We start from the raw sequence: 25845 nt of genomic DNA on the forward strand, positions 1-25845 counted from the left end.
CGGCCCTGCTCAGGACCGGACGCCATCCTCAAATGATAACGGCTCGTATTTGCATTTGATACCCATTCTCTTGAACGGGCACGCAACAGCGACTTCAGCGCACCGCGCGCAGGCCCAACAGGCCACGGCGCTTGAACCACCATTCCAATGGCAGCGTCACCAGCGGCGGGATGGCTGCCAGTAGCGCCAGCGCACTGGCCCACCACGGCCAGCGCAGGCGCAGCGCCGCGAACAGCGTCACCGCCACATAGAGCAGGAACGCCACGCCGTGCAGGGGTCCGAACAGCTTCACCAGCGCCACGTTGGCCATGGGGCCGTACTTCATCCACATGCCGATGAGCAGGCCGGCCCAGGTCACGGCCTCGATGAAAGCGACCGCGGCGAACAGGCGTCCGCTCGGGTGCATGGGGGAACGTTGGGTCACACGGGGCTCCGGCAGCGGGGTATCAAATGCGAATGATACGCAGATGCGGACTCCCAGCACACAGGCGAGCGCAGCGTTGGCAACGATGAAGCGCGTCCACCCAGGTGGACACCTACCGGAGCGTGTATGGCAGAACCTGCTCCCCGATCTCACGCAACACCGCGTCCATCGGCCGCCCGTTGTCGACCAGATTGAACATCACGTGCGCCACGCCCTGCCCATGCACGCGCAGCAGATAGTCACGCAGGCCATCGCGGCCGACCTTCAGGCCCAGCGGCAGCGGCTCGGCTGGCGCCTGCGGATCTGCCTGCAGATCCAGCAGCATCGACTGCACGAACGGCTTGCCTGGGCCACCACGCTGCACCAGCGCCTGCTGCCACAGGCCGATGCGCCCCTCCTGCGCGACCTCCTCACGATGATAGGTGGCCCAGCCTTCGGCCTCGCGCGCGATCCACTGCAGGCTCTGCCGCGCGGTACCCACCACCAGCATCGGGATGCGGGTTGCCGGCGCCGGCAGCACGTCGAAGCCACCCGTGGCCTGCAGTACGGCGGTCCGCGCATCGGCCTCCGGTGACAACGCCGCGCGCAGCAACGTCCAGCGCTCACGGAAGGTCGCCGCCCTGCCCTCCAGATCCTCGCCGAAGGCAGCGAATTCTTCCGGGCGGTCACCCGAACCCAGGCCCAGCACGAACCGCCCTGCACTGATCCGGTCCAGGCTCAAGGCCGACTTCGCCACCTGCAACGGCTGGCGCAACGGCAACACGATAGCGGCGGTACCGACCACGATGCGCGTGGTCGCGGCGGCCAGCATGCCCAGCCACAGGAAGGGGTCGTCCAGCGCGCTCGCCGTCGCGTCCGGACCCTGCGGCACCATCAGCGGTACATCGCGCGCCCACAACGCGGCGAAACCAAGATCGTCGGCCAGCCGCGCAATGCGCCGCGCCGCGCCCGGATCGGCCAGCCCATGCGCCGCAACGGGCGTCATCAGGCCCAGGCTCAGTCCCTGTTGCGGAAACAACGAAGCGTAGGCGGGATTGAATTCACTCATGGGACCAGCTTAGCGTGCAGGCAACCGGCGACGATGACACGCCACACGCCACAGGAAGATCGCTGCATGCCGAGGATCCGCCCCGCCCACATCGATGACCTGCCCGCGATGAGCGCGGTATGCCTGGCCGCATTCACTGCGGCCGTCGCGCCCTCGCTCAGCGCGGCCGGCATCGCTACGTTCGGCAGTGTCGCCGCCGCCGATGCGTTCGCTGCACGCCTGCAGGGTGACAACCACATCCTGGTGGCCGAGCAGGACGGCCGCATCCTCGGCGTGGTAGAGCTGAAGGAAGGCCGCCACCTGGCGATGCTGTTCGTCGATCCCGCCTGCCAGGGCCAGGGCATCGGCCATGCCCTGTTCGAAGCCGTGCTGCCGCACCTGCGCACACCGGTGCTGACCGTGCGCGCCTCGCTCAACGCAGTGCCTACCTACCTGCGCTATGGCTTCGTGCTGGACGGTGATGTCGGCGAGTTCAACGGGCTGGTGTACCAGCAGATGGTGCGGGCAGCCGCCTGAGGGCAGCGGATGTCATGCCCCGCTGCACGGCCGATATAAGCAAACTGAATCAGCACACTCCCCGGCCATTCCTACAATGGACTGTCCCCCCTTCGAGATGCCGCCGATGCGCGTCGCGCTTTCCGTGTTGCTACTGGCTTCGGCGCTGAGCGCCTGCACGCCGGCCCCGGTGTCCACCGCCAGCTCCGCCGAGGCGCCCGCGCCGGCGTCCGCCATCGCCTGGCGCCAGGGCGATGTGGACGATGCCTTCGCCGAGGCCGCCGACAGCGGAAAGCCGGTGCTGCTGTACTGGGGCGCGGTCTGGTGCCCGCCGTGCAACCAGCTCAAGGCCGGCCTGTTCAAGGACCCGGCGTTCATCGCGTTGACCGGCAAGTTCGTGCCGGTCTACCTGGATGGCGACGAGGAAGGGGCACAGGCCTGGGGCGAACGCTTCGGGGTGCGCGGCTATCCGACCCTGATCGTGCTGGACCCACAACGCAATGAGCTCACCCGCGTGGCCGGCGGCAACGACGCGGCCGAACTGACCCGTGCGCTGACCGTCGCGGCCGGGCGCCGCAGCGCCATCGCCGCCACCCTGGCGACGGCACTGGCCACGCCGGACAGGCTGGCCGCCGAAGACTGGCAGGTGCTGGGCGACTACGGCTGGGAAGTCGACGCCAACCGCCTGGCCGGCGAGCGCAGGAGCCAGGATGTGCTGCGCCAGCTGTCCAAGGCCGCACCCGACGCGGCGCTGCAACGCCGCTTCGCCCTGCTGGCCCTGGCCACCGCCGACACGCCCGCCAGCTCGCCCACCGAGGTGCGTGAGCTGCTGCAGGCAGTGCTGGCGCAACCTGCCGAAGTCCGTCGTAACCGCGAACTGCTGGGCTACGCGGGCGCGACGCTGGTCAAGCAGGCCAGTGCGGGGCCGGCCACCAGCAACACGCTGGGACAGCAGCTGCTGGTCGCACTGGAGCGCGCAGATGCCGAGCGCGGCAACCGTGCCGACGACGCGCTGTCGCGTGCGCTGACCGAAGTGTCGCTGGCCCGTCAGCAGCAGCCCAACGGCGCACTGCCCGCGGCCCTGGTTGAGCGGGTCAAGCAGCGCGTGGCCGCTGCCGATGCCGCCGCCACCGATGCGCATGCACGCCAGGCCACGATCAGCAGCGCGGTCTACGCACTGCGCCAGGTCGGCGACGACGCGGGCGCCGAGGCGCTGTTGCTGGCCGAGCTGAAGCGCAGCGAGCAGCCGTACTACTACATGCCCGAGCTGGCCGAACTGGCCGAGCAGCGCGGCGACACCGCCGGCGCACTGGAGTGGCTGAAGCGCGCCTACGATGGCGCGCAGGGCCCGGCCACCCGCGTACAGTGGGGCGTGCTGTACGTGGAGGGCCTGTTGAAGCTGGCGCCGGACGATGCACCACGCATCGAGCAGGCCACCGCCTCGCTGATCGCCGAACTGGAAGCGCAGCCGTCGGGCTACCACCAGCGTACCCGCCAGCGTTTCGAGCGCCTGGCCGGGCAGTTGAAGACGTGGAGCGGCAAGCACCAGGGCGCCGAAACACTGGCGCGGCTGCAGCAGCGGATGCAGCAGGCCTGCGGGGAACAGGTTGATGGTGCGTGCAAGGATTGGTTGAGTTGAGTTGATGAAGGCGCTGGCGGCTGGTTCGCCTGCCGGCGCTTTTGTTGATATCGGCTGTGACGGGGGAAGGGGCTGGCCGGGACACGCCGTAAACCCATCCTTGGGGGCTCGATGGCGCCATCCATGGCGCCAACGGTCCCGGCCAGCCCCTTCCCCCGCCACCCGACGGTTTCCTGCGAGCGCGGGCAGCGCAACAGCGCGCCGGTGAGGTTCGAAAAGCGGGTTCTGGTAGTGCCGGCCGCTGGCCGGCAACCCGACCTTCGCTGATTGCCGGCCAGCGGCCGGCACTACCATGCCGCTCCTGCTCCTGCCTTTGACTCCGTCTCCGCGCCAGCGCAGGGAGCTGTCCTGCAGGGGCTGATGGGTCAGCGCAGGACCGTTGGCGCCACGGATGGCGCCATCGAGCCCCCATGGATGGGTTCACGGCGTGTCCTGCGCTGACCCATCAGCCCCTGCCTGCCAGGAAGAATCAAGGCGACGAACGCGCACGCATTTCAATCCCGCCCCTTGACCTCAACCAATGTTGAGGTGCGATAACAATCTCCCCACGGCCAGCCCCTGGCCTTCCCCACGGAGATTGCTTCGATGTCGTACTCGCTTCCCCCGCTCCCCTACGCCTACGACGCCCTTGAGCCGCACTTCGATGCGCGCACGATGGAGATCCATCACAGCAAGCACCACCAGGCCTACGTCAACAACCTCAATGCCGCCATCGAGCAGGCCGGCATCGCCGAGCTGCCGGTCGAGGCGCTGATCGCCAACCTCGGTGCCGTGCCCGAGGCGCAGCGTGGCGCGGTCCGCAACAACGGCGGTGGCCACGCCAATCACAGCCTGTTCTGGACCGTGCTCAGCGCGGACGGTGGTGCACCCGATGAGGAACTGGCCACCGCCATCGACCGTGACCTGGGCAGCTTCGATGCCTTCAAGGACGCCTTCAGCAAGGCCGCGCAGACCCGTTTCGGCAGCGGCTGGGCCTGGCTGACCAGTGACCGCGATGGCCGCCTGCAGGTCGAAAGCAGCGCCAACCAGGACAGCCCGCTGATGGGTGCAACCGTGGGCCTGTCAGGCAATACCCCGATCCTCGCGCTGGACGTCTGGGAACACGCCTACTACCTGCACTACCAGAACCGTCGCCCGGACTACATCGGTGCGTTCTTCAACATCATCAACTGGGCCGAGGTCGGCCGGCGCTACCGCCAGGCCCGGGCCTCATGAGCGGCGAGACAGTGCCGTACGCCGGGCCGTGGGCGGGGGTCTTCCCCGCACCGGCGCCGGTGCCGTCGGTCGAGATGCCGCCGCGTGCCCTGCGGCGGCTGCTCGGCCATTTCCCGACCGGCGTGGCCATCGTCTGCGCGCGCGATGCACAGGGCAAGCCGGTCGGCCTGACCATCAACTCGTTCGTACCGGTCTCGCTGCAGCCACCGCTGGTGCTGTGGAACCTGGCGTTGCACGCACAGAGCCTGTCCACCTTCCAGCGCGCCACCCGCTTTGCAATCAGCGTGCTGGCGGCCGACCAGGAAGCGCTGGCCCGGCGCTTCGCCGATCCGCAGGTCCGCAATCGCTTCGACGGCCTGGCATTGCTGGATGACGACGAGGACGCCCCACCCCGCATCGCCGGTGCGGTCGCCCATCTCACCTGTACCCGCCACGCACAGTGGCCGGTGGGCGATCACCTGCTGCTGGCCGGCCGCATCATCGACGTGCACGAGAACGGCGGCGCGCCGCTGCTGTTCCATCGCGGCCGCTTCCAGCCCGGCCCGGCCGAACTGCTGGTGGAGGTGCGCGGATGAACATCGAAGCTCTGGAATGCATGCTCGCCGCCGGCAAGGATGGCGCGCTGCTGCGCTTCGGCCTGGGCAAGGGCTGGCTGGATGCCGGCAACCCGGTGCGCGCGGCCACCCATCTGGGCCGTTGCGTGGTGCTTGATCCGCAGTACTCGGCGGCGTGGAAGCTGCTGGGCAAGGCCTGGCTGGCCAGTGGCCAGCCGCAGGCGGCGCGCGAAGCCTGGCAGCGCGGATTGAGCGTGGCCGGCAGCAAAGGCGACCAGCAGGCACGCAGGGAAATGCAGGTGTTCCTGCGCCGCCTGGACCGCGAGCAGGCGGAGCCGGCGAAGGCGGGCTGAGTTGATCAGCCCGCGTTGGCCGATGCCGGTGCGGACATGATGTCCGACATCGGCAGGCGGCGCGGCTTGCTCGGGAACGCGTGGCGCAGGATGCGCCAGACCACCTGGCCGAACTGGCGCGGCAGCGAGCCGTTGTTGTAGTGCTGGCCGTAGCGACGGCAGATGTCCTTCACTTCCTTGGCAATGGCCGCGTAGCGGTTGGCTGGCAGATCCGGGTAGAAGTGGTGCTCGATCTGGTGGCTGAGGTTGCCCGACAGCACGTTGATCAGGAAGCCGCCGCTGATGTTGGATGAACCGCGCAGCTGGCGCAGGTACCAGTGGCCGCGCGATTCATTGCGCAGGCATTCCTTCGGGAAGGTTTCCGATTCGGCGGTGAAGTGGCCGCAGAAGATGATCACGTAGGTCCAGATGTTGCGCAGTCCGTTGGCCACCATGTTGCCCAGCATCACGGTGAGGAAGAACGGGCCGGCCAGCAGCGGGAAGAACACGTAGTCCTTCAGCACCTGGCGGGCCATTTTCCGCGCCACCGGGCGGGTCTGCAGCCACATCGCACGGCCGCTGATACGGCCCTTCAGCCAGCGGCCCAGGCGCAGGTCCTGCGCGGCCACGCCCCACTGGAACAGCAGCGCGAAGATCGGCGCGATGATCGGCTGCAGCAGGTAGAACGGCTTCCAGCGCTGCTCCGGGAAGATGCGCAGCAGGCCATAACCGATGTCATCGTCCATGCCACGCACGTTGGTATAGGTGTGGTGGCGGAAATTGTGGGTCTTGCGCCAGTTGTCGGCAGTGGCAACGATGTCCCACTCATAGGTATTGCCGTTGAGCTTGGGGTCGCCGGTCCAGTCGAACTGGCCGTGCATGACGTTGTGGCCCAGCTCCATGTTCTCCAGGATCTTCGACAGCGCCAGCAGCAGCGTGCCGGTGATCGCGGCCGGCCACAGCAGCGGCATCCAGAACAGTGGCGAGAACGCCGCCAGGAACAGCAGGCCACGGCCCCCCACGCCAAACCAGCGCACGGCGGCGGCCACGCGGCGGATGTAGCGGGTATCGGAGGCGCCGAGGCTGCCGATCACACGGTCGCGGATCGCGTCGAGTTCCTCACCGAAGGCATGCATCTCGGCAGTACTCAGGGCACGGTCGGTAGCGCGGGTCATGGCAGGCGTCCTCAGAGATCCAGGGTCAGGTCGGTGGTCGGTGCGCTCACGCAGATCCGTACCGGCTGCGCCGATTCGGACTGCAGGTCGCCGGTGCGCAGGTGGCGGGTGGCGCCACTGACGCGGTCACAACTGCAGGTGTTGCAGATGCCCATGCGGCAGCCATGCCTGGGCTTGATGCCATGGGCTTCCAGGCTTTCCAGCAACGAGCTGCCACGCGGCACGCTCAGCTGGCGGCCACTGCGCGCCAGCGTCAGCACGACCTCCCCTTCACTGCTGGCGTCACGCAGCGGTGCGGGAGGAGTGAACGCTTCCGCCTGGAAACCGGCAACCTGGTGCGCCAGGCGTTCGCGGGCGGCGGCAACGAAGCCGTCCGGGCCGCAGGCCAGCACATGGCGCTGCGCCAACGGGGTGTCATCGCCCGCCACCTGCAGGTCGTGGGCATCGATACGTGCGGCGGGCACATCCCCTTCGCGGGTGGTCAGCAGATGCACACGCAGGTTCGGCTGGCTGGCGGCCAACGCCTGCAGCTCATCACGGAACTGCAGGTGGGCGGCGCTGCGTTCCCAGTAGAACAGGTCCACCGGCGCTGCCAGCGGGCGCTGGCAGGCGTCGCGCAACAGGCTGCGCATCGGCGTGATGCCACTGCCGGCAGCCAGCAGCAACACCGGCGCCGCAGCCGGCATGTGGAACTCGCCGAAGGCGGCATCGAGGCGGAACAGTTCGCCCGGCTGCGCGTGGTTGACCAGGTGCTGGCTGACGAGGCCGCCGTCGATCGCCTTGACGGTGATCGCCAGCTCGCGCCGACCCAGTGCGGTGGGGCTGTAGCTGCGCTGCCACAGGCGCCCTTCAATCTCCACGCCCAGGGTGACGTGCTGGCCGGCGCGCATGCCGGCCCAGTGCCGGTTGGTGCGCAGGACCAGGGTCGCCGCGCCCTCGCCGGCCGGCTCTCGCCGGACCAGGCGGGCCACCGGCTCGCGCAGGGTCCACAGGGGATTGAGCTGGCCCGCCCAGAAATCGAACAGCGACGGCGAGACCCAGCGGTACGGAGAGAACAGGGACGGACGGACGACAGCGCTCATGGGCGAACTATACGGGCGCACATACACCTGTGTATACATGTGTATATTGAACCGGATTGGGTATGATTCAGCCTCGCCCCACCGGAACCCCCATGGCCGCCGCCACCGCCTTGTCGACGCCTGAAGATGCCAACAGCCCGGCCCGCCGTACGGTGAGCCGCGAGGACCTGCTGGCCGCCGCCCTGAAACTGATCGGGCCGCACCGCAGCCTGTCCACGCTCAGCCTGCGCGAAGTGGCACGTGAGGCCGGCATCGCGCCGAACAGCTTCTACCGGCAGTTCCGCGACATGGACGAACTGGCCGTGGCGCTGATCGACGCCGCCGGCCGTTCGCTGCGGACCATCATCGGCGAGGCCCGCCAGCGTGCCACCTCCACCGCCACCAGCGTGGTGCGGGTTTCGGTGGAGACCTTCATGGAACAGCTGCGCGCCGACGACAAGCTGCTGCACGTACTGCTGCGCGAAGGCGCGGTGGGTTCGGACGACTTCAAGCACGCGGTCGAACGTGAGCTGCACTATTTCGAGGAAGAGCTGCAGCACGACCTGGTGCGCCTGGCCGCGCTGGACGGCGCCGTGCTGCATGCCCCGGAACTGGTGGCCAAGGCCATCACCCGGCTGGTGTTCGCGATGGGTGCCACCGCCATGGACCTGCCGCCGGAGAAGGACCCGGAGCTGATCGAAGAGATCTCCACGATGATCCGCATGATCATCGTCGGCGCCCGCACGCCCGCCGCGTTCCGCCGCGGCTGACGATCGCCCCCGGGGGCGGATCCCTTTCCAGGGGAAAGGGCTCTGACCCCAACCTCCCTGCCCACACGGCAACACCAACCTCCGTGCATGACCACAGGCAGGGTTGCGGCTGCCAAATGTAATGTTATATCACTGCCATGATCTGGCTCGGTCGGCGTTCCGCTCGGAATGACTGCGGCTTCCTTATATAGCACTTGCTATATTGATAAGCCACTGCTTTCATATGCGTCAGCCAGGTCGCCCTCGCCGCCTTTCTTTCCCCAAGGACGACGCCCTCATGCCCGTTGCCACGCCCCTCTTCGATCGGCTGCCCCTGGCCGCCGCCATTGCCCTGACCCTGCCGCTGCCTGCACTGGCCGACACTCCGAAACCGACCGAACTGGACCGTGTGCAGGTCAAGGTGAGCACCGCCACCCGCAGCGAGCGCCTGCTGTCGGACGTGCCGATCCGCACCGAAGTGCTGCGCAAGGAAGACATCGCGCTGCGCGCGGCCACCGACTTCTCGCGCGCCGCCGAGCTGATCAACGGCCTGCGCGTGGAGAGCAACTGCCAGAACTGCAACACCAGCGAAGTACAGCTGCTGGGCCTGCCCGGTGCCTACAACCAGCTGCTGTTCGATGGCATCCCGCTGCTGTCCACGCTGGGCAGCGTGTACGGCCTGGAACAGATCCCGGCCGGGTTCGTCGACCGCATCGAAGTGGTCAAGGGCGGTGGCTCGGCGCTGTACGGCCCGGGTGCGGTTGCCGGTGTGATCAACCTGATTCCGCCGCTGCCGGCGCGCAGTGGTGGCCATGTGCAGGCCGGCGTGGATGTCCTGAAAGGTACGCCGCAGAAGAACGCCGACGTGCGGCTGGACCTGGTGGCCAAGGAAGTAGACGCCGGCCTGTCGGTGATTGCCCAGCGCAACTGGAACAACGGCATCGACTACAACGGTGACGGCTACACCGAGATCACCCGCAAGAACCTCAAGGTCGGCGGGCTGCAGGCCTGGTACGCGCCCACGCCGGGTACGCGGCTGCGCCTGGACCTGCAGGTGACCGATGAAACCCGCCGCGGCGGCAACCGCCTGGACCAGCCCGAATACCTGGCCAACATCGCCGAATCGCTGGATACGAAATACCGGCGCGGCAGTGTGTCGTGGGACCAGGAGATCACTGCCGACGTCGATTTCCGCCTGGCCTACGCCTTCGCCGACATCGACCGCGACAGCTTCTACGGCGGTCTCGGCGACGTAGTCACCGATCCGTCCGCACCCGGCTATGACCCGTCGCAGCTGGACCGCAACGTGGCCGGCAGCGCGGCCTCGCGTTCGTGGCGCCAGTACGGCCGCACCCACAACCCGCTGCACTACATCGACAGCCAGTTGAACTGGCGGCTGGGCGCGCATGCGCTGGCCTTCGGCGTGCAGTACAAGCACGAGGCGCTGCGCGACGACAACCGCACCGGTGACGGGCAGCGTCTTGCGGTGCTGGAGGATGCGACCTTCCACAACCTGGGCGCGTTCATCCAGGACGAATGGAGCCTGCACGACAACGTCGACCTGGTGCTGGGTGCACGCGTGGACAAGAGCTCGGAACTGGACAACGCGGTGTTCTCGCCGCGCATCGCGCTGGCCTGGCAGGCCACGCCAAACCTGAAATGGCGGGCGGGCATTGCCACCGGCTTCCGTGCTCCGGAGATCTTCGTTGAGGATGTGCATGTCGATACGCTCGGTGGCGAACAGGTACGCGTGCGCAATACCGATGGCCTGAAGGAAGAGCGCGCGTTGACCACCCTGTTCGGCTTCGACTGGCGCTCGGACCCGGCCAATCCGGTGTGGAGCTGGGATGCTACCGCCTCCTATGCACGCATCCGCGATACCTTCGCGCTGGGCGAGATCCAGCGCAGCGATGACGGCCAGCTGAGCCAGCTGCGTTACAACGCCTCCGGCTCGGACGTGCTGGGTGCGGAAACCAACCTCGGCTGGCAGCCGTCGCCGCAGTGGCGCCTGACCGCCGGCGCCTCGTGGTACCGCTCGCGCTTCCGCGAGCCGCAGCGCATCTTCGACGACAGCGGCGACGGTGGCGACACCGTGATCGAAAGCCGCGACTACCTGAAGACTCCGCGCTGGACCGGCCTGGCCCAGCTCAGCTGGATGCCGGCCGAACCGTGGGAGACCTTCGTCGCGCTGCGCCATACCGGGCCGATGTCGGTGCTGAACAACCGGTTGGGCGAACTGCACCGCACGCGTTCGTTCCTGGTCACCGATCTCGGGGCGCGTTGGCACCGTCACCTGGGCGCACAGGCGCAGCAGGAAGTGTCGGTGGCCGCGGGCGTCAAGAACGTGTTCGATCAGCGCCAGAAGGATCTGGAAGTGGGCGCACTGCGTGACAGCGACTATGTCTACGGGCCGCGCTTCGCGCGCTCGTGGTATGTCAACCTGCGCTATGCGTTCTGAAGCGCTGCGAGCGTTGGTGCTGGCCTGTGCCGTGCTGCCGGCCGCACCGACGGTGGCTGCGGACCTGCACGCGCAGGTCTCGGCCTCGTTGATGCGGCCGGAGCAGCGCTCGCTGCGGCCGATGCAGTGGTCGCCGCCGCCGAAGCTGGTCGCGCTGTACTTCGGTGCCGACTGGTGCGCACCGTGCCATGCGTTCGTCCCCACGCTGCGCAGCGTGCGCGACGCATTGCGCGAAGCCGGCGCCGATACCGAAGTGGTGTACGTCAGCCTGGATGAGAGCGAGAGCGCGCTGCGCCGCTACATGCACGCGCAGGACATGCCGTGGCCGGTGCTGGACCCGCGCCGCGCCGCGCGCATGCCGGCGCTGCAGGCATTGGCCGGGCTGGCACCGCCGAACCTGGTACTGATCGATGCCGACGGCACGGTGCTGGCCAACGGCTGGCAAGGCCGGCGCTATGAAGGCCTGCAGCCGGTGTTGAAGGAATGGATGAAACGGGCGTGTGCGCAGCAGCAGGCGCGCTGCCCGCCCGATCTGTAGAGTCGAGCCACGCTCGACGCATTCGATCACCGTGCGAACGGCAGCCGAGCATGGCTCGGCTCTACAAAAACCGGGATCGCGCGAACGGCCGGAGGCCATGGCCCGGCGCTACCGTTACGGCGCCTCGCCCTCGGCCTTGCGCACGAAGGCTTCGAACAAGGCCAGCGTCTGCTCGCTCACATGGTGCTCGATGCCCTCGGCATCGCGCCGCGCGGTATCTGCGTCCACGCCCAGCGCCAGCAGGAAACGCTCCACGGTCTGGTGCCGCTGGCGGCTGGCGTGGGCCAGCGCCTCGCCTTCCGGGGTCAGGAACACGCCACGGTACGGCCGCTGTACCACCCAGCCATCACGGGCCAGGCGCCGCAGCATCTTCGCCACGGTGGGCTGGGCCACGCCCAGTCGGGTGGCGATGTCGACCTGGCGGGCCTCGCCGCCGTCGGCCAGCAGGTCCGAAATCAGCTCGACATAGTCCTCCACCAGTTCCATCCGGTGCGCCTCGCGCACTTGCCGGAAGCTCTCGACCTGGCGCTCGGCCTCGATCAAGGGGGTGCTTTTCAGCGATGTCGAATCGTCGGTCTTGCCCACGCCTGCGCCTGTCCTTCCGGTGCAATCCGGTGTTGAACCTGAATTCTGGACCAGTCACACGATAAAGACGATTGTTTCACATTGCTAATGACTATAGCAGAAGCTATATTCGGACCCATGAACACCCTGGCGCCCCGCGACCCTTCGGCCTCCACTCCGGCCAGCCTGGGTGCGCTCAACGCCTCGGTCGCGGTGCCCGACAAGGGCCATTGGTGGTTCCGCCTGCTGGCCTTCCTCGGCCCGGGCTACATGATCTCGGTCGGCTACATGGACCCTGGCAACTGGGCCACTGACCTCGCCGGCGGTTCGCGCTTCGGCTACCTGCTGCTGTCGGTCATCCTCATCTCCAACCTGATGGCGGTGATCCTGCAGGCGCTGTCGGCGCGGCTCGGCATCGCCACCGGCATGGACCTGGCGCAGGCCTGCCGCGCGCGTTACCCCAAGCCGGTGAACCTGGCGTTGTGGGCGCTGTGCGAGGCGGCGATCATCGCCTGCGACCTGGCCGAGGTGATCGGCACCGCCATCGCACTGAAACTGCTGTTCGATCTGCCACTGCTGTGGGGTGCGGTGATCACCGCGCTGGACACGCTGCTGGTGCTGCTGCTGATGAACCGCGGCTTCCGTGCGCTGGAAGCGTTCGTGATCGCGCTGCTGATGGTGATCTTCGGCTGCTTCGTGGTGCAGATCGCGATGGCGGCGCCGCCGGTGATGGCGGTGCTGGGCGGCTTCATTCCGCGCGCGCAGGTGGTGACCGATCCGAACGCGCTGTACATCGCGATCGGCATCATTGGTGCCACCGTGATGCCGCACAACCTGTACCTGCATTCGTCCATCGTGCAGACCCGCGCCTACCCACGTACCGATGAAGGCCGCCGCAGTGCGCTGCGCTGGGCGGTGACCGACAGCACCCTCGCGCTGACCCTGGCGCTGTTCATCAACGCCAGCATCCTGATCCTGGCGGCGGCGGTGTTCCATGCCAATGGCCGATTTGATGTGGAAGACATCGAGCAGGCGCACCAGCTGTTGGCACCGATGCTGGGTGTGGGCGCGGCGGCGACGTTGTTCGCGGTGGCCCTGCTGGCCTCGGGCCTGAATTCGACGGTGACCGCCACGCTGGCCGGCCAGATCGTGATGGAAGGCTTCCTGCACCTGCGAATGCCGCCGTGGCTGCGTCGGCTGATCACGCGTGCGCTGGCCATCATCCCAGTGGTGGTGGTGATCCTGCTGTTCGGCGACCAGGGCGCGGTGAAGCTGCTGGTGCTGAGCCAGGTGGTGCTGTCGATGCAGTTGCCGTTCGCGATCATCCCGCTGGTACGGATCGTGACCGACAAGGTGACGATGGGCGCGCTGGTCGCACCGCGCTGGCTGGGCGCGATCGCTTGGGTGATCGCGCTGGTGATCGTGGTGTTGAACGTGAAGCTGCTGGTGGACACCCTCAACGGCGCATAGCGCGAAGTACCAGGGACGCCTGTGTAGAGTCGAGCCATGCTCGACTCATCGCACACCGCACGAACAGCAGCCGAGCATGGCTCGGCTCTACAAATGCAACGCAATCGCGGCCTCGATCTGCTGCGGCGACTGGAACCCTGCCAGGCGGGTACGTTCGTCCCCGTCACGGAACAGCGAGAGCGTCGGCGTCTGCCGCAGCCCCAGTTCCCTGAAGAACGCCTCGCCCAGCACCTCCAGCTGCACGCGCAGCAGCGTGGTGCCCTGCCCCGCGACGCTGTTGGCCACCCGGTGCAGCGACATCTCCAGCATCCGGCACCCCGGGCACTGGTCCTTGTGGAAGTCCACCAGTACGCGCGGGTGTTCGGCCAGCAGCTGCTGGAACTGCTCAGGCGTGGTGGCGTCGATGATCTGCATCGCTGTTGCTCCAGTAATGGGCCAGGACCGCATCGGTCCAAGCCTCGATGGCCGCGGCATGGCGCTCGCCGTGCGGCATCTGTTCGATCTCCAGCGGCGGATAGTCGCTGTGGAAGTAGCGGATCAGCCGGTGCACAGCACCGCAGTAGTACTCCTGCCCCCACTGTGTCTCACCGGTACCGAACACCGCCAGCTGCCGCGGCCGCTCGCCGCGCTCGGCGATGCCAGCCACCCATGCCTTCATCTCCGAAGGCGTGCGGCCGGCGTTGTCGGTCCAGCAGCCCAGCAGCACCAGGTCGGCCTCGTCGGCCGCCAGGGACGGCGCCTGCTGCAGGTCGTCGGCCTCCTGCCAGTGCACGGCATGGCCTGCAGCGCGGCAACGCTCGGCAATCTGCCGGCCAAGCTCGCGGGTGTTGCCGCTCAGTGAGGCCACCACCAGCAGGATGCTCAGCGCCGTGCCGGACTCAGAGGTCGTCGAAGCCGTTGTCGACGTTGGTCTTCTTGTAACTTGCATTGCGCATCTCGAAGAAGTCGGTCTTGGTTTCGGTGAAGTTGTCGGCGTAAGCCTTGATCCACGGCATCACGTTGTCGGTGGTGTCGCTGTACAGCCGCTCGATACCGAGCATGCCGGCCATCTTGTTGGCGCGGTACTTCACGTAGCGCGTCATTTCCTCCACATCGATGCCATCGATGCCGTCCAGTACTTCCGATGACCACTGGGTTTCCAGTTCGATGGCGTGCTCGAACGCCTGGTGCACATAGGCGGTCAGCTCGTTGGTCTGCAGCTCCGGGTTCTCGCCGATGATGGCGCGGATCAGCTCGCTGATGAACTTGGTATGGGCCAGTTCGTCGCGGTTGATGAAACTGATGATCTTGCCGGTGCCGGTCATGCGGTTCTGCCGCACCATGTTGTAGAAGTACGCAAATCCGGAATAGAAGTTGATGCCCTCCAGGATCGAGGACTGGATCAACGACTTCAACAGGGTCTCGGCGGTCTTCTCGCGCATGAAGTCGTCATACGCGCCCATGATCGGCGCGTTACGCTTGATGATGGTCGGATGGGTGCGCGCCAGTTCAAATACGCGGTTCTGGTTCGGCAGGTCGGTGATCGAGGCCAGCACATAGCTGTAACTCTCGTTGTGGATCACTTCCTGCTGGCCGATGATCGCGGCATTGGCATGCGCGGCCGGGTCGGTGATGTACTCGGCCACGTTGTAGATGAAGCGCGTCTGCGGTGAGTCGAGCGTGGCCAGCAGGCCGATGATCGAGTCGTAGGCGTTCTTTTCGCGCCCGGACAGCTCGCCGTACTGGTGCGCATCGGCCTTCATGTCGACCTCGTCGGGGATCCAGAAGTTGGTCGACAGCTCCTTGTAGGCGCGATAGAAGGACGGGTACGGGATGTCATTCCAGTTCAGGATCCCGCTGGTGCGGCCGTTGATGATGCCGGTGCTGCGGTTGGGATGGCGCGGTTCGAGGATCTTGATGCGGTCGAGGGGGGTTGCCATGGTCGTCTACCTTCGTATTACGTGCGTTGCAGATGTAGAGCCGCGCCCATGCTCGGCTGCTCTTCGCGTCGGAGCCGAGCGTGGGCTCGGCGCTACAGCGGTCAGCTGGCGCACCACTCGCATTCGCTGATGTCGATGTCGTTGGAGCGCACGTAGTACGTGGTCTTCAGGCCTTCACGCCAGGCGCTCAGGTGCAGCTCCAGCAGGGTGCTGGCGCGGATCGTGCTGGGCACGTACAGGTTGAAGCTGATCGACTGATCAACATGGCGCTGGCGACGCGCGTTCTGGCGCACGCTGGCGAACTGGTCGACCTTGTACGCCCCCTTCTCGTAGTACGGCCAGGTTTCCAGCGACAACCCCGGCGCTGCCACCGGCCGCCGGAAGTCCTTTTTTTCCTCGTAGTAGAACGCGCTGTAGATCGGGTCGATCGATGCGGTGGAACCGGCGATCTGCGCGGTGCTCATGTTCGGCGCCACCGCCAGCAGCCAGCCGTTGCGCAGGCCGTGCGTGGCGACCTCGCGCGCCAGGCTGTCCCATGCGGCGCCAGTGTAGTCGCGGTCACGGAAGTAACGCCCGTTGTGCCAATCGCTGCCGGTGAACATCGGATAGCTGCCCTTTTCCTTCGCCAGTTGCGCGCTGGCCTGGATGGTCAGGAAATTGATGCGCTCATACAGGCGGTCGGCCAGTTGTTCGGCATCCGGTGAATCCCACTGGATCGCCTGCTGCGCCAGCAGGTGGTGCCAACCGAACGTGCCCAGTCCGATGGCGCGGTACTTGCGGTTGGTGATCGTGGCCTGCGGCACCGGCAGTGCGTTGAGGTCGATCACGTTGTCCAGCATGCGCACCTGGATCGGGATCAGGCGCTCCAGCACATCGGTGGCCAGCAGGTCATCCGGCGCACGGATCGCGCGACCGAGGTTGATCGAAGACAGGTTGCAGACCACGAAGTCGCCGGCGCGGCGTGTGGTGACGATCTGGTCGCCGCTGACGATCTCCTGGATCATCCGCGTCGGGCTCATGTTCTGCAGGATCTCGGTGCACAGGTTGCTGGAATAGATCATGCCGGCGTGCTTGTTCGGGTTACGGCGGTTGACCTCGTCGCGGTAGAACAGGAACGGGTTGCCCGTCTCCAGCTGGCTGAGCATGATCCGCTTGAACAGATCGATCGCCTTCACCGTGCGCCGGCTGATGCGCTCGTCGGCCACCAGTTCGGCGTAGCGGTCGCGGAAGCTGCCCGCGCCGCGCTTCTCGTCGTAGAAGTCCTGCAGGTACCAGCCCTTGGCCTGCTTCACCTCGTGCGGGTCGAACAGGTACCAGTCGGCACGGCGTTCGACTGCTTCCATGAACAGGTCCGGCACGCACACCGAGGTGAACACATCATGCGCGCGCAGGCGCTGGTCGCCGTTGTTGAGGCGCAGGTCCATGAAGGCTTCGATGTCGCGGTGCCAGATGTCCAGGTACACCGCCACCGCGCCCTTGCGCTGGCCAAGCTGGTCGACCGACACTGCGGTGTTGTTGAGCTGCTTGATCCACGGCACCACGCCGCCGGAGGAATTGGGCACGCCCCGTATCGGCGCGCCGCTGCTGCGCACATAGCCCAGATAGGCACCCACGCCGCCGCCGTGCTTGGACACGCGGGCGATGTCGGTATTGGAGTCATAGATGCCCTGCAGGCTGTCGTCCACCGTGTCGATGAAGCAACTGGACAGTTGCCCCCCGACCTTGCCGGCGTTGGCCAGGGTCGGCGTGGCCACCGTCATGTACAGGTTGGACAGCGCCCAGTACGCCTCGCCGACCAGCTGCATGCGCCGCTCGCGCGGCTTTTCTTCCTGCATGAGGTACAGCGCGATGGTCAGCCAACGCTCCTGCGGCAGCTCATAGACCTCGCGGCTGCGGTCGCTGGCCAGATAGCGCGTGGCCAGCAGGTACAGGCCGTTGTAGGCGAACAGGCGGTCGCGTTCCGGGTCGATCATCCCGCCGGCCTGCTGCAGTTCTTCCTTCGAGTAGCAGCGCAGGATGTCGTTGCTGTAGATGCCGCGGTCAGCCAGGCTTTCCTGCAGGCCCACGTAGGAGCCGTACTTCAGGCCGACATCGTAGAAGCGGTTGCGGCTGGCACGCTTGTACAGGCGGCGCAGGTAGATGCGCGCGGCAAACTGCTCCCACTCCGGCGCGACCAGGTCCACGCGCGATTCGGCCTCGCGGATCAGCAGATCGACCAGGTCATCGGCGCTGATGCTGGGCTTGCGCTCGACCATTGCCTGCACCACGCGGCGGTAGTCGCTCACATCCAGCTGCGGGAACTCGGCGTGCACCGCATCGATGCTGCGCTGCAGTCGCCCGGCGTCGAATGGCAGGCGGCGGTTGCCGGCCTCCTTGGTGATCCAGGTCGGCACGCGCTCGCCACCGGCGCGCAAGGCGTCGCCAGCGCCGGCCAGATCGGCCACGCGGAAGGTACTGTCGGTCATGGTGGTGAAGCTCCAGGCTCGCACGCGCGTTGGCGGTCGATGCCATGGCGGCCCTGCACGCGATACCGGCGCACGGGGCGGTCGGGGTGGGATGCCAAAGCGCGGGAACACCAGATCGTCGGCAACAGCCTGCGCCTGCGGCCGGTATCCGGGCCGTGGGGGCGATCTGGGTCCGCACGATGGCGGCCGCGTCGACACGGCAAGCCTTCAGGGGCGGGCCGCGGGACGTTTGCTGCGTGTCCGGCGGCGGCGGCTGACCGGGAGTGACGACCACAACATAGTGGGGATAATCGGAACCGTCAACACAAGATGCGGCAATCACGACATGCCGCGACGATCAGTCGCAGGATGCCGTGTTGCACCTGCGGCGCCTTGTCGACAGCGCCTGCGTCCCCAGTTCGGTACAACATCAACTTTCCGCGGAACACCGCCCATGCGCGCTGCCCAGTACCCTTCCTTCGGCAACCCGGCCGACGTCCTCGCCATTGCCGATGCCACCCTCCCCGAGCCCGGCCCCGGCGAGGTGCGCATCCGCACCGTGCTGGCCTCGATCCACAATCACGACCTGCTGACCGTGCGCGGCCTCTACGGCTACAAGCCGACACTGCCGGCGATCGGTGGCAGTGAAGCATTGGGCGTGGTCGATGCACTCGGCGAAGGCGTCGACGGCCTGCAGATCGGCCAGCGGGTGGCCGCCGCCTCGGTGCATGGCACCTGGGCCGAAGCGTTCATTGCACCGGCACGCATGGTGATTCCGATGCCCGAGGCGATCCCCGACGAAATGGCCGCGCAGCTGATCGCCATGCCGCTGAGCGCGCTGATGCTGCTGGAATTCCTGCACGTCGAAGCAGGCCAGTGGATCGTGCAGAACACCGCCAATGGCGCGGTGGGCAAGTCGCTGGCGATGCTGGCGCGGGCGCGTGGCGTGCATGTGGCCAACCTGGTGCGCAATGCCGATGCCGTCGCGCAACTGCAGGCGCTGGGTATCGATCATGTGTTCGACACCTCGGTGGAGGGTTGGAAGGATCGCGTGCGTGAAGCGACTGGCGAAGCACAGGCCGCGGCCGCGGTGGATTCCATCGGCGGCGACGCCAGCGGTGACCTGGTCGACCTGCTCGGCCACCACGGCACGCTGGTGTCGTTCGGGGTGATGAGCGGCGAGCCGATGCGCATTCCCGCCGGTGGCCTGATCTACAAGGAGGCCACGGTGAAGGGCTTCTGGGGCAGCAAAGTCAGCCAGGCGATGGCGGTGGAGGACAAGCGCCGGCTGGTCGGCGAGCTGCTGAAGCGTGCGGCCAGCGGCGAACTGACCCTGCCGGTGGAGCAGATCTTCGCACTGGACGACATTACCCAGGCAGCGAAGGCGGGCGCCGGTTCGGGCCGCAACGGCAAGGTGCTGCTGCGGCCTTGAGGGTAGGACAACCGGGGTCAGATCCCTTTCCGCTGGAAAGGGATCTGACCCCCAGGAGGAGTGCGGACCAACGGTCCGCACCCACCGAGTCAGTTCGTTAAGAACCTGTGATGTATAACTGAATGCGCTTTCGTCATTGGAAGGCGTACTTGCCTGCATGCGGTACTGACGGCTCCTCCCCCGTTCGGCGTTGTCGCTTCCATGTACCGCACCACCCTGAACCTGCTTGCCGGCGCGATCGCGCTGGGCCTCACCGCCGGCGCTGCCGGCGCCGCTGAAACCGCCGATGCCGGCAAGGACAGCACCACCCTGGGCACCGTGCTGGTGACCGGCTCCAACATCAAGCGCAGCGACACCGCCGGGCCGAACCCGGTGCAGATCGTCAGCCGCGAACAGATCGAGCAGACCGGTCGCTCCACCCTCACCGACGTGCTGCGCAACCTGTCGGCCAATGCCGGCAACAGTTTCGACGAGCAGTACACCGGCAGCTTCGCCGCCGGTTCTGCATCGATCGGCCTGCGCGGCCTGTCGCCGAAGAACACGCTGGTGCTGGTCAACGGCTATCGCGTGTCCAACTTCGGCTTTGCGCTCAACACGCAGGACACCTTCGTTGACCTCAACGCGCTGCCGATCAGCGCAGTGGAACGCATCGAAGTGCTGAAGGATGGCGCCTCGGCGGTGTACGGTTCCGATGCCATCGCCGGCGTCATCAACATCATCCTGCGAAAGAACTTCCAGGGCGTGGAAGTCGGCGGCGGCTTCGGTACCGCCACCCAGGGCGGCCTCGATGAGCACAAGGCCAACCTGCTGGCCGGCTTCGGTGATCTCGAACAGCAGGGCTGGAACGTGCTGTTCGGGTTGGACCTGCTCAAGCGTGATCGCCTCGACGCCGACCAGCGTGCCTACACCCGCAGCGGCGATTTCCGCGACAAGCCCGGTGGCCGCCTGGCCGGCTGGTCCACCGCCGGTGGCAACTGGCTGTCCAACCCGCGCGCACCGCAACCGTTCGCCCACTGCCCGGATGGCAGCCAGCTGCGCCCGTACAGCGATTTCGGCAGCACCCTGCCCGGCCAGGCCTGCGCCTTCAACGCCCAGCCGTTCAAGACTCTGCAGCCCGGCGCCGAGCGCCTGCAGGCGTCGTTGAGCGCGACCTACCGCTTCAACGACAGCGTCGAAGCCTTCGCCGACGTACTGTACAGCCACAACAAGGCCGACCAGATCTTCAGCGCGCCGCTGACCGTCGGCCCGGGCCTGCGTGCCTACAACCCGGCCACCGGCACCCTGATCGACGTGCCGGCGGTGCTGCCGGTCGGCCACCCGAACAACCCGGGCAGCGCGCCGCTGCCGTTCGAGTACACCTTCTTCGATCTCGGCCCGCGCCTGAAGGACAACACGCAGGTGTTCTACCGTGCGCTGGCCGGCGTGCGCGGCAGCGGCGAGCGATGGGACTGGGAAGTGGCGGCGCTGACCTCGCAGAGCGCGCAGCGCGAATACGTCGACAACTTCGTCAACCGCTACGCGTTCGAGCAGATCCTGCGCGATGGCAGCTACAACTTCCTCAATCCGTCCAGCACGCCGGGCGCGTTGGATGCACTGCGCCTGCAGACCAAGCGGCCAGGCTGGTACAAGCTGCACGCGTTGAACGTCAAGGCCTCGACCTCGCTGTGGGACCTCCCGGCCGGTGCGGTCGGCTTCGCCTGGGGTGCCGAGTTCCGCAAGGAGTCACTGGATGCGCGCACCAGTGCACAGGTGCTGTCGGGCACCGAACTGCGCCCGGCCATCAACGTGGTCAACGGCGAGCGCCAGGTCAGCGCCGCCTACGCCGAATTGAGCGTGCCGCTGCACCGCACGCTTGAGCTGCAGGTGGCTGGTCGCGGCGACCACTACGATGATTTCGGCAAGGCGTTCTCGCCGAAGCTGGCGCTGCGCTGGCAGCCGTTGGACAGCCTGCTGCTGCGCGGTTCGTTCTCGCGCGGCTTCCGCGCCCCCTCGCTGCCGGAAATCGCGCCAGGCCAGACCGTCAGCTACGGCTCGGTGATCGATCCGCTGGATCCGCTGCAGCCCGGTGGCAGCCGTGGCGTGACCAACATCCGCACCGGCAACCCGGACCTGAAGGCCGAACGCTCGCGCAACTTCAACGTGGGCGCGGTGTGGTCACCGGATGGCGATACCAGCATCGGCCTGGACTGGTACCGCATCGAGCAGGACAACCTGGTCAAGCCGGACAGCGCGCAGTTCATCGTCGACAACCCGACGCTGTTCCCCGGCCGTGTACAGCGTGATGCGCAGGGGCGCATCCAGTTCATCACCAACCAGTACGCCAACCAGGGCGAACTGACCACCTCCGGGCTGGACCTGGACGCCAACCGCACCTTCCGCACCGAGGGCTGGGGCACCTTCACCGTGGCCGGCAGCTGGACCCACCTGCTGAGCTTCAAGCAGCCGCTGGTGGCCGGCCAGGCGCCCTATGACGGGGCCGGCAACAACCGCCACGGCGCCCTGCCGCGCACCCGCGGCACCACGTCGCTGAACTGGGCGGTGGGCGACTGGAGCAGCACGTTGAGCCTGCAGTACGTGAGCGGCTACGACCAGCGCGTGGCGACGGCCACCAGCAATCCGGGCCTGCGCGACCGCGTCAAGCCGTATCAGCAGCTGGATCTGTACGTGGCCTACGAAGGCATTCCCAACACCACGCTGTCGCTGTCGGTGCTGAACCTGACCGACAAGGACCCGCCGTTCGACCCGGCCGGCGGCTCCAACGGTTTCGACATCAGCCAGTACAACCTGCGCGGGCAGTTCGTTTCGCTGGGCGCGCGCTACCGGTTCTGATGCGCCACCTGTAGAGCCGAGCCCGTGCTCGGCTGCTCTTCGGCAACAGGAAGCCGAGCATGGGCTCGGCTCTGCTGGGGTGTGCGGACCAACGGTCCGCACCCACCGCATCACCGGCTCAGGTGCAGGAACTGCAGGTGCCGTTCGTACTGGCTGATGATGTCGTTGATGATCTGCTTGCGGCTGTAGCCGACCAGGTCGTAGTCCTGGCTGCCTTCGAACAGATGCACTTCCGCGCGGTAGTAGCGCTGGTTGCGCAGCTGCTGCGCGGCGAACGACGGGGTCAGGTAGCCACTCAGGATCACCCGGTACAGGAAATCCTGCTGCTCGCCATGGTTCACCGTCAGCTCCATGTCGCCGGCCTCGAAGCGCGTGGCCACGTCCCAGCCCTGCCCGCGCAGCTGTTCGGCCACCGCTTCCATCGCCGGCTTCACCGTGTCATCCATGAAGCGGTAGACCTGGTCGCGCACCGGGAAGTGCATGGCCTGGCTCAGGCGCTGGCGCCAGCCCTGATGGTGGCGATCGTCACCGATCAGCGGCGAGGGCCGGTACTGCAGCGCGCGCTTGCGGTGCGATTCGTCACTGAAGGCGCGGGTCAGGCCCCACATCATCAGCAGCAGCACCGCCGAGAACGGCAGCGAGGCCAATACCACCGCCGATTTCAGTGCATCGATGCTGCCGGCCAGCAGCAGCCCGGCGGTCAGCACCGCGATCACCGTGCCCCAGAACACGCGCAGCCAGCGCGGACCATCATCCTCCGGCGCGCCGCCGTGCGAGGACAGCGTGGACAACACCACCGCCCCCGAATCAGCCGACGTCACGAAGAAGATGAAGCTGACCAGCACGGTCACCGCGATCACCGTGCGGCTCCACGGGTAGCCATCCAACAGTGCATACAGCACGGTCGGTGGGTCATCCACCGCCAGCTGCGCCAGCTGCTGCTGGCCGTGGTGCAGGACTTGGTCCAGCGCGCTGTTGCCGAAGATCGACAGCCAGGCCAGGGTGAAGCCCAGCGGGATCAGCAGCACGCCGAACACGAATTCGCGGATGGTGCGGCCACGCGAGATGCGCGCGATGAACAGGCCGACGAACGGCGCCCAGCCGATCCACCAGGCCCAGTAGAACACCGTCCAACCGCCCAGCCATTCCGGCCGGCCGCCATAGGCGTACACATCGAAACTCTTGCCGACCACGCTGCCCAGGTAGTCGCCCAGGTTCTGCATCAGCGTACTCAGCAGGTACTGGGTGGGGCCGGCGCACAGCATGAACAGCACCAGCGCGATCGCCAGCAGCATGTTGATGTTGGCCATCCAGCGCACGCCCTTCTCCACGCCTGAAACCGCGACGGCCACCGCCGCGCCCATCATGCTGACCACCAGGATGATCTGCACCAGGTTGGAGTGCGGGATGTTGAACAGATGCGACAGGCCCGCGTTGAGGTGCAGCACGCCGAAGCCCATGTCGGCGCCGATGCCGAACACGGTGGCGACAATGCCCAGCGCGTCCACGGTGTAGCCGATCGGCCCGTTGATGCGCTTGCCGATCAGCGGATACAGCGCCGAGCGCAGCGCCAGCGGCAGGTTGTGGCGATAGGCGAAGTAGGCCATCGCCATCGCTGCGAGTGCGAACACGCCCCAGCCATGCAGGCCCCAGTGCAGGAACAGCAGCTGCATGGCCTGGCGCGCCCCGGCCTCGCCCGCCGCCGGTTCGCCCTGCGGCGGCTGCAGGTAGTGGGTCAGCGGCTCGGAGACGCAGAAGAAGAACAGGGTGATGCTGATGCCGGCGGCGAACAGCATGCCGGCCCAGGAAAGATAGCTGAACTCCGGCTCATCATGGTCGGCGCCGAGCTTGATGCCACCATACTTGGACAGCGCCACACCGACCACGAACACCAGGTACAGGGTCATCGCCAGCAGGTAGTACCAGCCGACATTGAGTGCGGCCCAGTCCTGCGCCTTGACCAGCAGGCGGCCCGCACCGAGCGGAAACAGGCTGACGAACAGCGCGAACGCCACGACAACGATCGCCGCGAAGGCGAACACAGGCCGAAGGGTGCGCACCGGGGATTGTTGCGGCTCCAGTACATCCATGGGGCGGCGTTCTCCGGTAGATCAAAGGGTTAGCCGACCGATTCTGGCTGAACCGCAGTGGACAGAGCATGAAGTTGCGGCCTGTGGTCACAGGCCCGGCCCACCATTCCGTGTTATCACGCGCGCGCCGGAGCGCAATCTTGCCCGCGCGGGCCGCGGCGCGGCCACGCGCATCCTGTCCGATCACGACATTACATGCACCGCACACAGCTTGTTGCCATCCGGGTCACGCAGATAGGCCAGAAACACCTGCCGACCGGACATGTTGCGGACGCCGGGCGGATCTTCGATTGCGGTACCACCGTGAGCCACGCCAGCTTCCTGCCAGGCACGCACGGCCTCTGCACTGCCCAGACTGAAACCGATGGTGCCGCCGTTGGCATGGCACGCTGGCTGCCCATCGATCGGCGCGGTCACGCCGAACATCCGCCCATCCTTGAAGTACAGCAGCCGACCCTTTTCGTCGAACACACCCGGACGTGCCCCCATCGCGGCGAACAGGGCATCGTAGAAGCGATGCGCGACGTCCATGTCGTTCGTTCCAACGGTGATGTGGCTGAACATGCGGGCACTCCTTGTGGAAAGCCGCAGTGTCGGCGAGCGCGGGCGACTTCGCAAATCGCCCGCACCGGTGCCGCCACGCCCGCGAAAAGACCCGTCGCTACTTGGCGGTGCTGAGCAGCAGCACCGCCGCAGTGACCAGACCGATGCCGATCCAACCGATCGGACGCAGGCGGTTGCCGAACAACAGGCGTCCGCAGGTGGCGGTTCCGATCACGCCGATCGCACCCCACATCGCATAGGCGGTGGCCAGGTCCATGTAACGCACCGCCTGGCCCAGCAGGGCGAAGGCGATCCAGACCATGACGATCGCAGCGACACCCCAGCGCCAGCGGCGGAAGCCTTCCGACTTGGCCACCATCATGTTCGCGGCGACATCGATCAGCGCCGAACAGATCACGAAAAACAGAGCCAGGGTATTCATCAGTGTGCCTCCCCGAGGGTGACGCAGACGATGCCCACCACCGCCAGCACCAGGCCGGCCAGCTGCTGCAGTGACAGGCTCTCGCCGAACACGGTGAGGCCGACCACGGTCAGCAGGGTCAGGCCCAGGCCTTCCCACACCGCGTAGGCCACGCCCACCGCGATGCGACGCACCGACTGCGCCAGGAAGAAGTAGGACAGCGCCAGCGCACCGGCCATGATCAGATAACCGGTCCAGCCGCCATCGCGGGCGGCGTGGGCCATGAACGAGGTGCCGACCACTTCGGCGACGATCGCCACGGTCAGGCAGGCCCAGGCGACCAGCGCGCCACGGGCGGGAACAGTACGGGACATGTGAGACTCCTTGCAGGACGGGGACCGCGCCGCCTCATCAATGGATCCACGCCGCGCGTGGAGGGTCCGGA

Annotated in this window: 24 protein-coding genes; 11 read left to right on the forward strand and 13 right to left on the reverse strand. The window is 66.9% G+C overall.

The window, feature by feature from the left end:
• Positions 1–94 precede the first annotated feature (94 nt).
• Both AC5P7F_RS13555 and AC5P7F_RS13560 read right to left on the reverse strand, forming a co-directional pair.
• Positions 95–406 carry a DUF3817 domain-containing protein gene (locus AC5P7F_RS13555; RefSeq protein WP_041863547.1) on the reverse strand — a complete coding sequence of 104 codons (312 nt, stop codon included), beginning with the start codon at positions 404–406 and terminating at the stop codon, positions 95–97.
• Between the two features lie 130 nt (positions 407–536).
• On the reverse strand, positions 537–1472 hold the full coding sequence (locus tag AC5P7F_RS13560) for a TIGR03571 family LLM class oxidoreductase (protein WP_164077170.1): 936 nt from the start codon (positions 1470–1472) through the stop codon (positions 537–539).
• Between the two features lie 66 nt (positions 1473–1538).
• Here AC5P7F_RS13560 and AC5P7F_RS13565 point away from each other — a divergent pair, with 66 nt between their 5' ends.
• The 5 genes from AC5P7F_RS13565 to AC5P7F_RS13585 all read left to right on the forward strand — a co-directional run bounded on the left by AC5P7F_RS13565 (position 1539) and on the right by AC5P7F_RS13585 (position 5728).
• The gene (locus tag AC5P7F_RS13565) at positions 1539–1988 is read left to right on the forward strand and encodes a GNAT family N-acetyltransferase (RefSeq protein WP_032962518.1); all 450 of its coding nucleotides are present in this window, start codon (positions 1539–1541) and stop codon (positions 1986–1988) included.
• Between the two features lie 97 nt (positions 1989–2085).
• Positions 2086–3606, forward strand: a complete 1521-nt coding sequence (locus AC5P7F_RS13570; protein WP_164077174.1) for a thioredoxin family protein — start codon at positions 2086–2088, stop codon at positions 3604–3606.
• Between the two features lie 585 nt (positions 3607–4191).
• Positions 4192–4821, forward strand: a complete 630-nt coding sequence (locus tag AC5P7F_RS13575) for a superoxide dismutase (protein WP_014647427.1) — start codon at positions 4192–4194, stop codon at positions 4819–4821.
• On the forward strand, positions 4818–5396 hold the full coding sequence (locus tag AC5P7F_RS13580; protein ID WP_032962524.1) for a flavin reductase family protein: 579 nt from the start codon (positions 4818–4820) through the stop codon (positions 5394–5396). Before AC5P7F_RS13575 ends, AC5P7F_RS13580 begins: the two co-directional genes overlap by 4 nt.
• Positions 5393–5728, forward strand: a complete 336-nt coding sequence (locus AC5P7F_RS13585; protein ID WP_075077115.1) for a tetratricopeptide repeat protein — start codon at positions 5393–5395, stop codon at positions 5726–5728. Before AC5P7F_RS13580 ends, AC5P7F_RS13585 begins: the two co-directional genes overlap by 4 nt.
• 5 nt (positions 5729–5733) lie before the next feature.
• Here the strand turns inward: AC5P7F_RS13585 and AC5P7F_RS13590 are convergent, their stop codons facing one another.
• Both AC5P7F_RS13590 and AC5P7F_RS13595 read right to left on the reverse strand, forming a co-directional pair.
• Entirely contained in the window at positions 5734–6882 is a 1149-nt protein-coding gene (locus tag AC5P7F_RS13590; RefSeq protein WP_014647430.1) for a fatty acid desaturase family protein, read from the reverse strand.
• A gap of 11 nt (positions 6883–6893) precedes the next feature.
• A complete protein-coding gene (locus AC5P7F_RS13595) occupies positions 6894–7964 on the reverse strand; it encodes a ferredoxin reductase (protein WP_046431056.1) in 1071 nt (356 codons plus the stop codon).
• Between the two features lie 92 nt (positions 7965–8056).
• On the opposite strand from AC5P7F_RS13595, the gene fabR reads away from it, so the two are divergent.
• The 3 genes from fabR (at position 8057) to AC5P7F_RS13610 (ending at position 11688) form a co-directional block, all read left to right on the forward strand.
• A complete protein-coding gene (gene fabR, locus AC5P7F_RS13600) occupies positions 8057–8713 on the forward strand; it encodes an HTH-type transcriptional repressor FabR (protein ID WP_014647432.1) in 657 nt (218 codons plus the stop codon).
• Positions 8714–8990: 277 nt separating this feature from the next.
• Positions 8991–11150 carry a TonB-dependent receptor domain-containing protein gene (locus AC5P7F_RS13605; RefSeq protein WP_164077897.1) on the forward strand — a complete coding sequence of 720 codons (2160 nt, stop codon included), beginning with the start codon at positions 8991–8993 and terminating at the stop codon, positions 11148–11150.
• On the forward strand, positions 11140–11688 hold the full coding sequence (locus AC5P7F_RS13610; RefSeq protein ID WP_041863553.1) for a thioredoxin-like domain-containing protein: 549 nt from the start codon (positions 11140–11142) through the stop codon (positions 11686–11688). Before AC5P7F_RS13605 ends, AC5P7F_RS13610 begins: the two co-directional genes overlap by 11 nt.
• A gap of 114 nt (positions 11689–11802) precedes the next feature.
• Here the strand turns inward: AC5P7F_RS13610 and mntR are convergent, their stop codons facing one another.
• Positions 11803–12273, reverse strand: coding sequence for a manganese-binding transcriptional regulator MntR (gene mntR / locus AC5P7F_RS13615; RefSeq protein WP_014647435.1), 471 nt, complete (start codon positions 12271–12273; stop codon positions 11803–11805).
• 117 nt (positions 12274–12390) lie between these two features.
• On the opposite strand from mntR, the gene AC5P7F_RS13620 reads away from it, so the two are divergent.
• Entirely contained in the window at positions 12391–13722 is a 1332-nt protein-coding gene (locus tag AC5P7F_RS13620; RefSeq protein ID WP_164077898.1) for an Nramp family divalent metal transporter, read from the forward strand.
• An 87-nt stretch (positions 13723–13809) separates the two neighbouring features.
• Here AC5P7F_RS13620 and AC5P7F_RS13625 read toward each other — a convergent pair whose 3' ends face one another.
• From AC5P7F_RS13625 to AC5P7F_RS13640, 4 genes are all read right to left on the reverse strand, one after another.
• Positions 13810–14136, reverse strand: coding sequence for a thioredoxin family protein (locus tag AC5P7F_RS13625; RefSeq protein WP_005409967.1), 327 nt, complete (start codon positions 14134–14136; stop codon positions 13810–13812).
• Complete coding sequence (locus AC5P7F_RS13630; protein WP_041864216.1) at positions 14108–14587, reverse strand: flavodoxin; 480 nt, start codon at positions 14585–14587, stop codon at positions 14108–14110. Before AC5P7F_RS13630 ends, AC5P7F_RS13625 begins: the two co-directional genes overlap by 29 nt.
• A gap of 13 nt (positions 14588–14600) precedes the next feature.
• A complete protein-coding gene (locus AC5P7F_RS13635) occupies positions 14601–15641 on the reverse strand; it encodes a ribonucleotide-diphosphate reductase subunit beta (RefSeq protein ID WP_164077899.1) in 1041 nt (346 codons plus the stop codon).
• A 101-nt stretch (positions 15642–15742) separates the two neighbouring features.
• Positions 15743–18106 carry a ribonucleoside-diphosphate reductase subunit alpha gene (locus tag AC5P7F_RS13640; protein ID WP_142234879.1) on the reverse strand — a complete coding sequence of 788 codons (2364 nt, stop codon included), beginning with the start codon at positions 18104–18106 and terminating at the stop codon, positions 15743–15745.
• 433 nt (positions 18107–18539) lie between these two features.
• Between AC5P7F_RS13640 and AC5P7F_RS13645 the strand changes: the two genes are divergently transcribed.
• Positions 18540–19517, forward strand: coding sequence for a zinc-binding dehydrogenase (locus tag AC5P7F_RS13645; RefSeq protein ID WP_046431070.1), 978 nt, complete (start codon positions 18540–18542; stop codon positions 19515–19517).
• A gap of 201 nt (positions 19518–19718) precedes the next feature.
• Positions 19719–22346 carry a TonB-dependent receptor domain-containing protein gene (locus AC5P7F_RS13650; RefSeq protein ID WP_164077900.1) on the forward strand — a complete coding sequence of 876 codons (2628 nt, stop codon included), beginning with the start codon at positions 19719–19721 and terminating at the stop codon, positions 22344–22346.
• Between the two features lie 110 nt (positions 22347–22456).
• Here AC5P7F_RS13650 and betT read toward each other — a convergent pair whose 3' ends face one another.
• The 4 genes from betT to AC5P7F_RS13670 all read right to left on the reverse strand — a co-directional run bounded on the left by betT (position 22457) and on the right by AC5P7F_RS13670 (position 25774).
• The gene (betT, locus tag AC5P7F_RS13655) at positions 22457–24436 is read right to left on the reverse strand and encodes a choline BCCT transporter BetT (protein WP_049407437.1); all 1980 of its coding nucleotides are present in this window, start codon (positions 24434–24436) and stop codon (positions 22457–22459) included.
• 183 nt (positions 24437–24619) lie between these two features.
• Positions 24620–25000 carry a VOC family protein gene (locus AC5P7F_RS13660; protein ID WP_046431075.1) on the reverse strand — a complete coding sequence of 127 codons (381 nt, stop codon included), beginning with the start codon at positions 24998–25000 and terminating at the stop codon, positions 24620–24622.
• Between the two features lie 97 nt (positions 25001–25097).
• On the reverse strand, positions 25098–25421 hold the full coding sequence (locus AC5P7F_RS13665; protein WP_014647443.1) for a DMT family transporter: 324 nt from the start codon (positions 25419–25421) through the stop codon (positions 25098–25100).
• A complete protein-coding gene (locus AC5P7F_RS13670) occupies positions 25421–25774 on the reverse strand; it encodes an SMR family transporter (RefSeq protein ID WP_010485170.1) in 354 nt (117 codons plus the stop codon). The genes AC5P7F_RS13665 and AC5P7F_RS13670 overlap by 1 nt, the downstream gene beginning before the upstream one ends.
• Positions 25775–25845 lie beyond the last annotated feature (71 nt).

This window comes from Stenotrophomonas sp. YJH_SMC_105-26 (assembly GCF_059368915.1).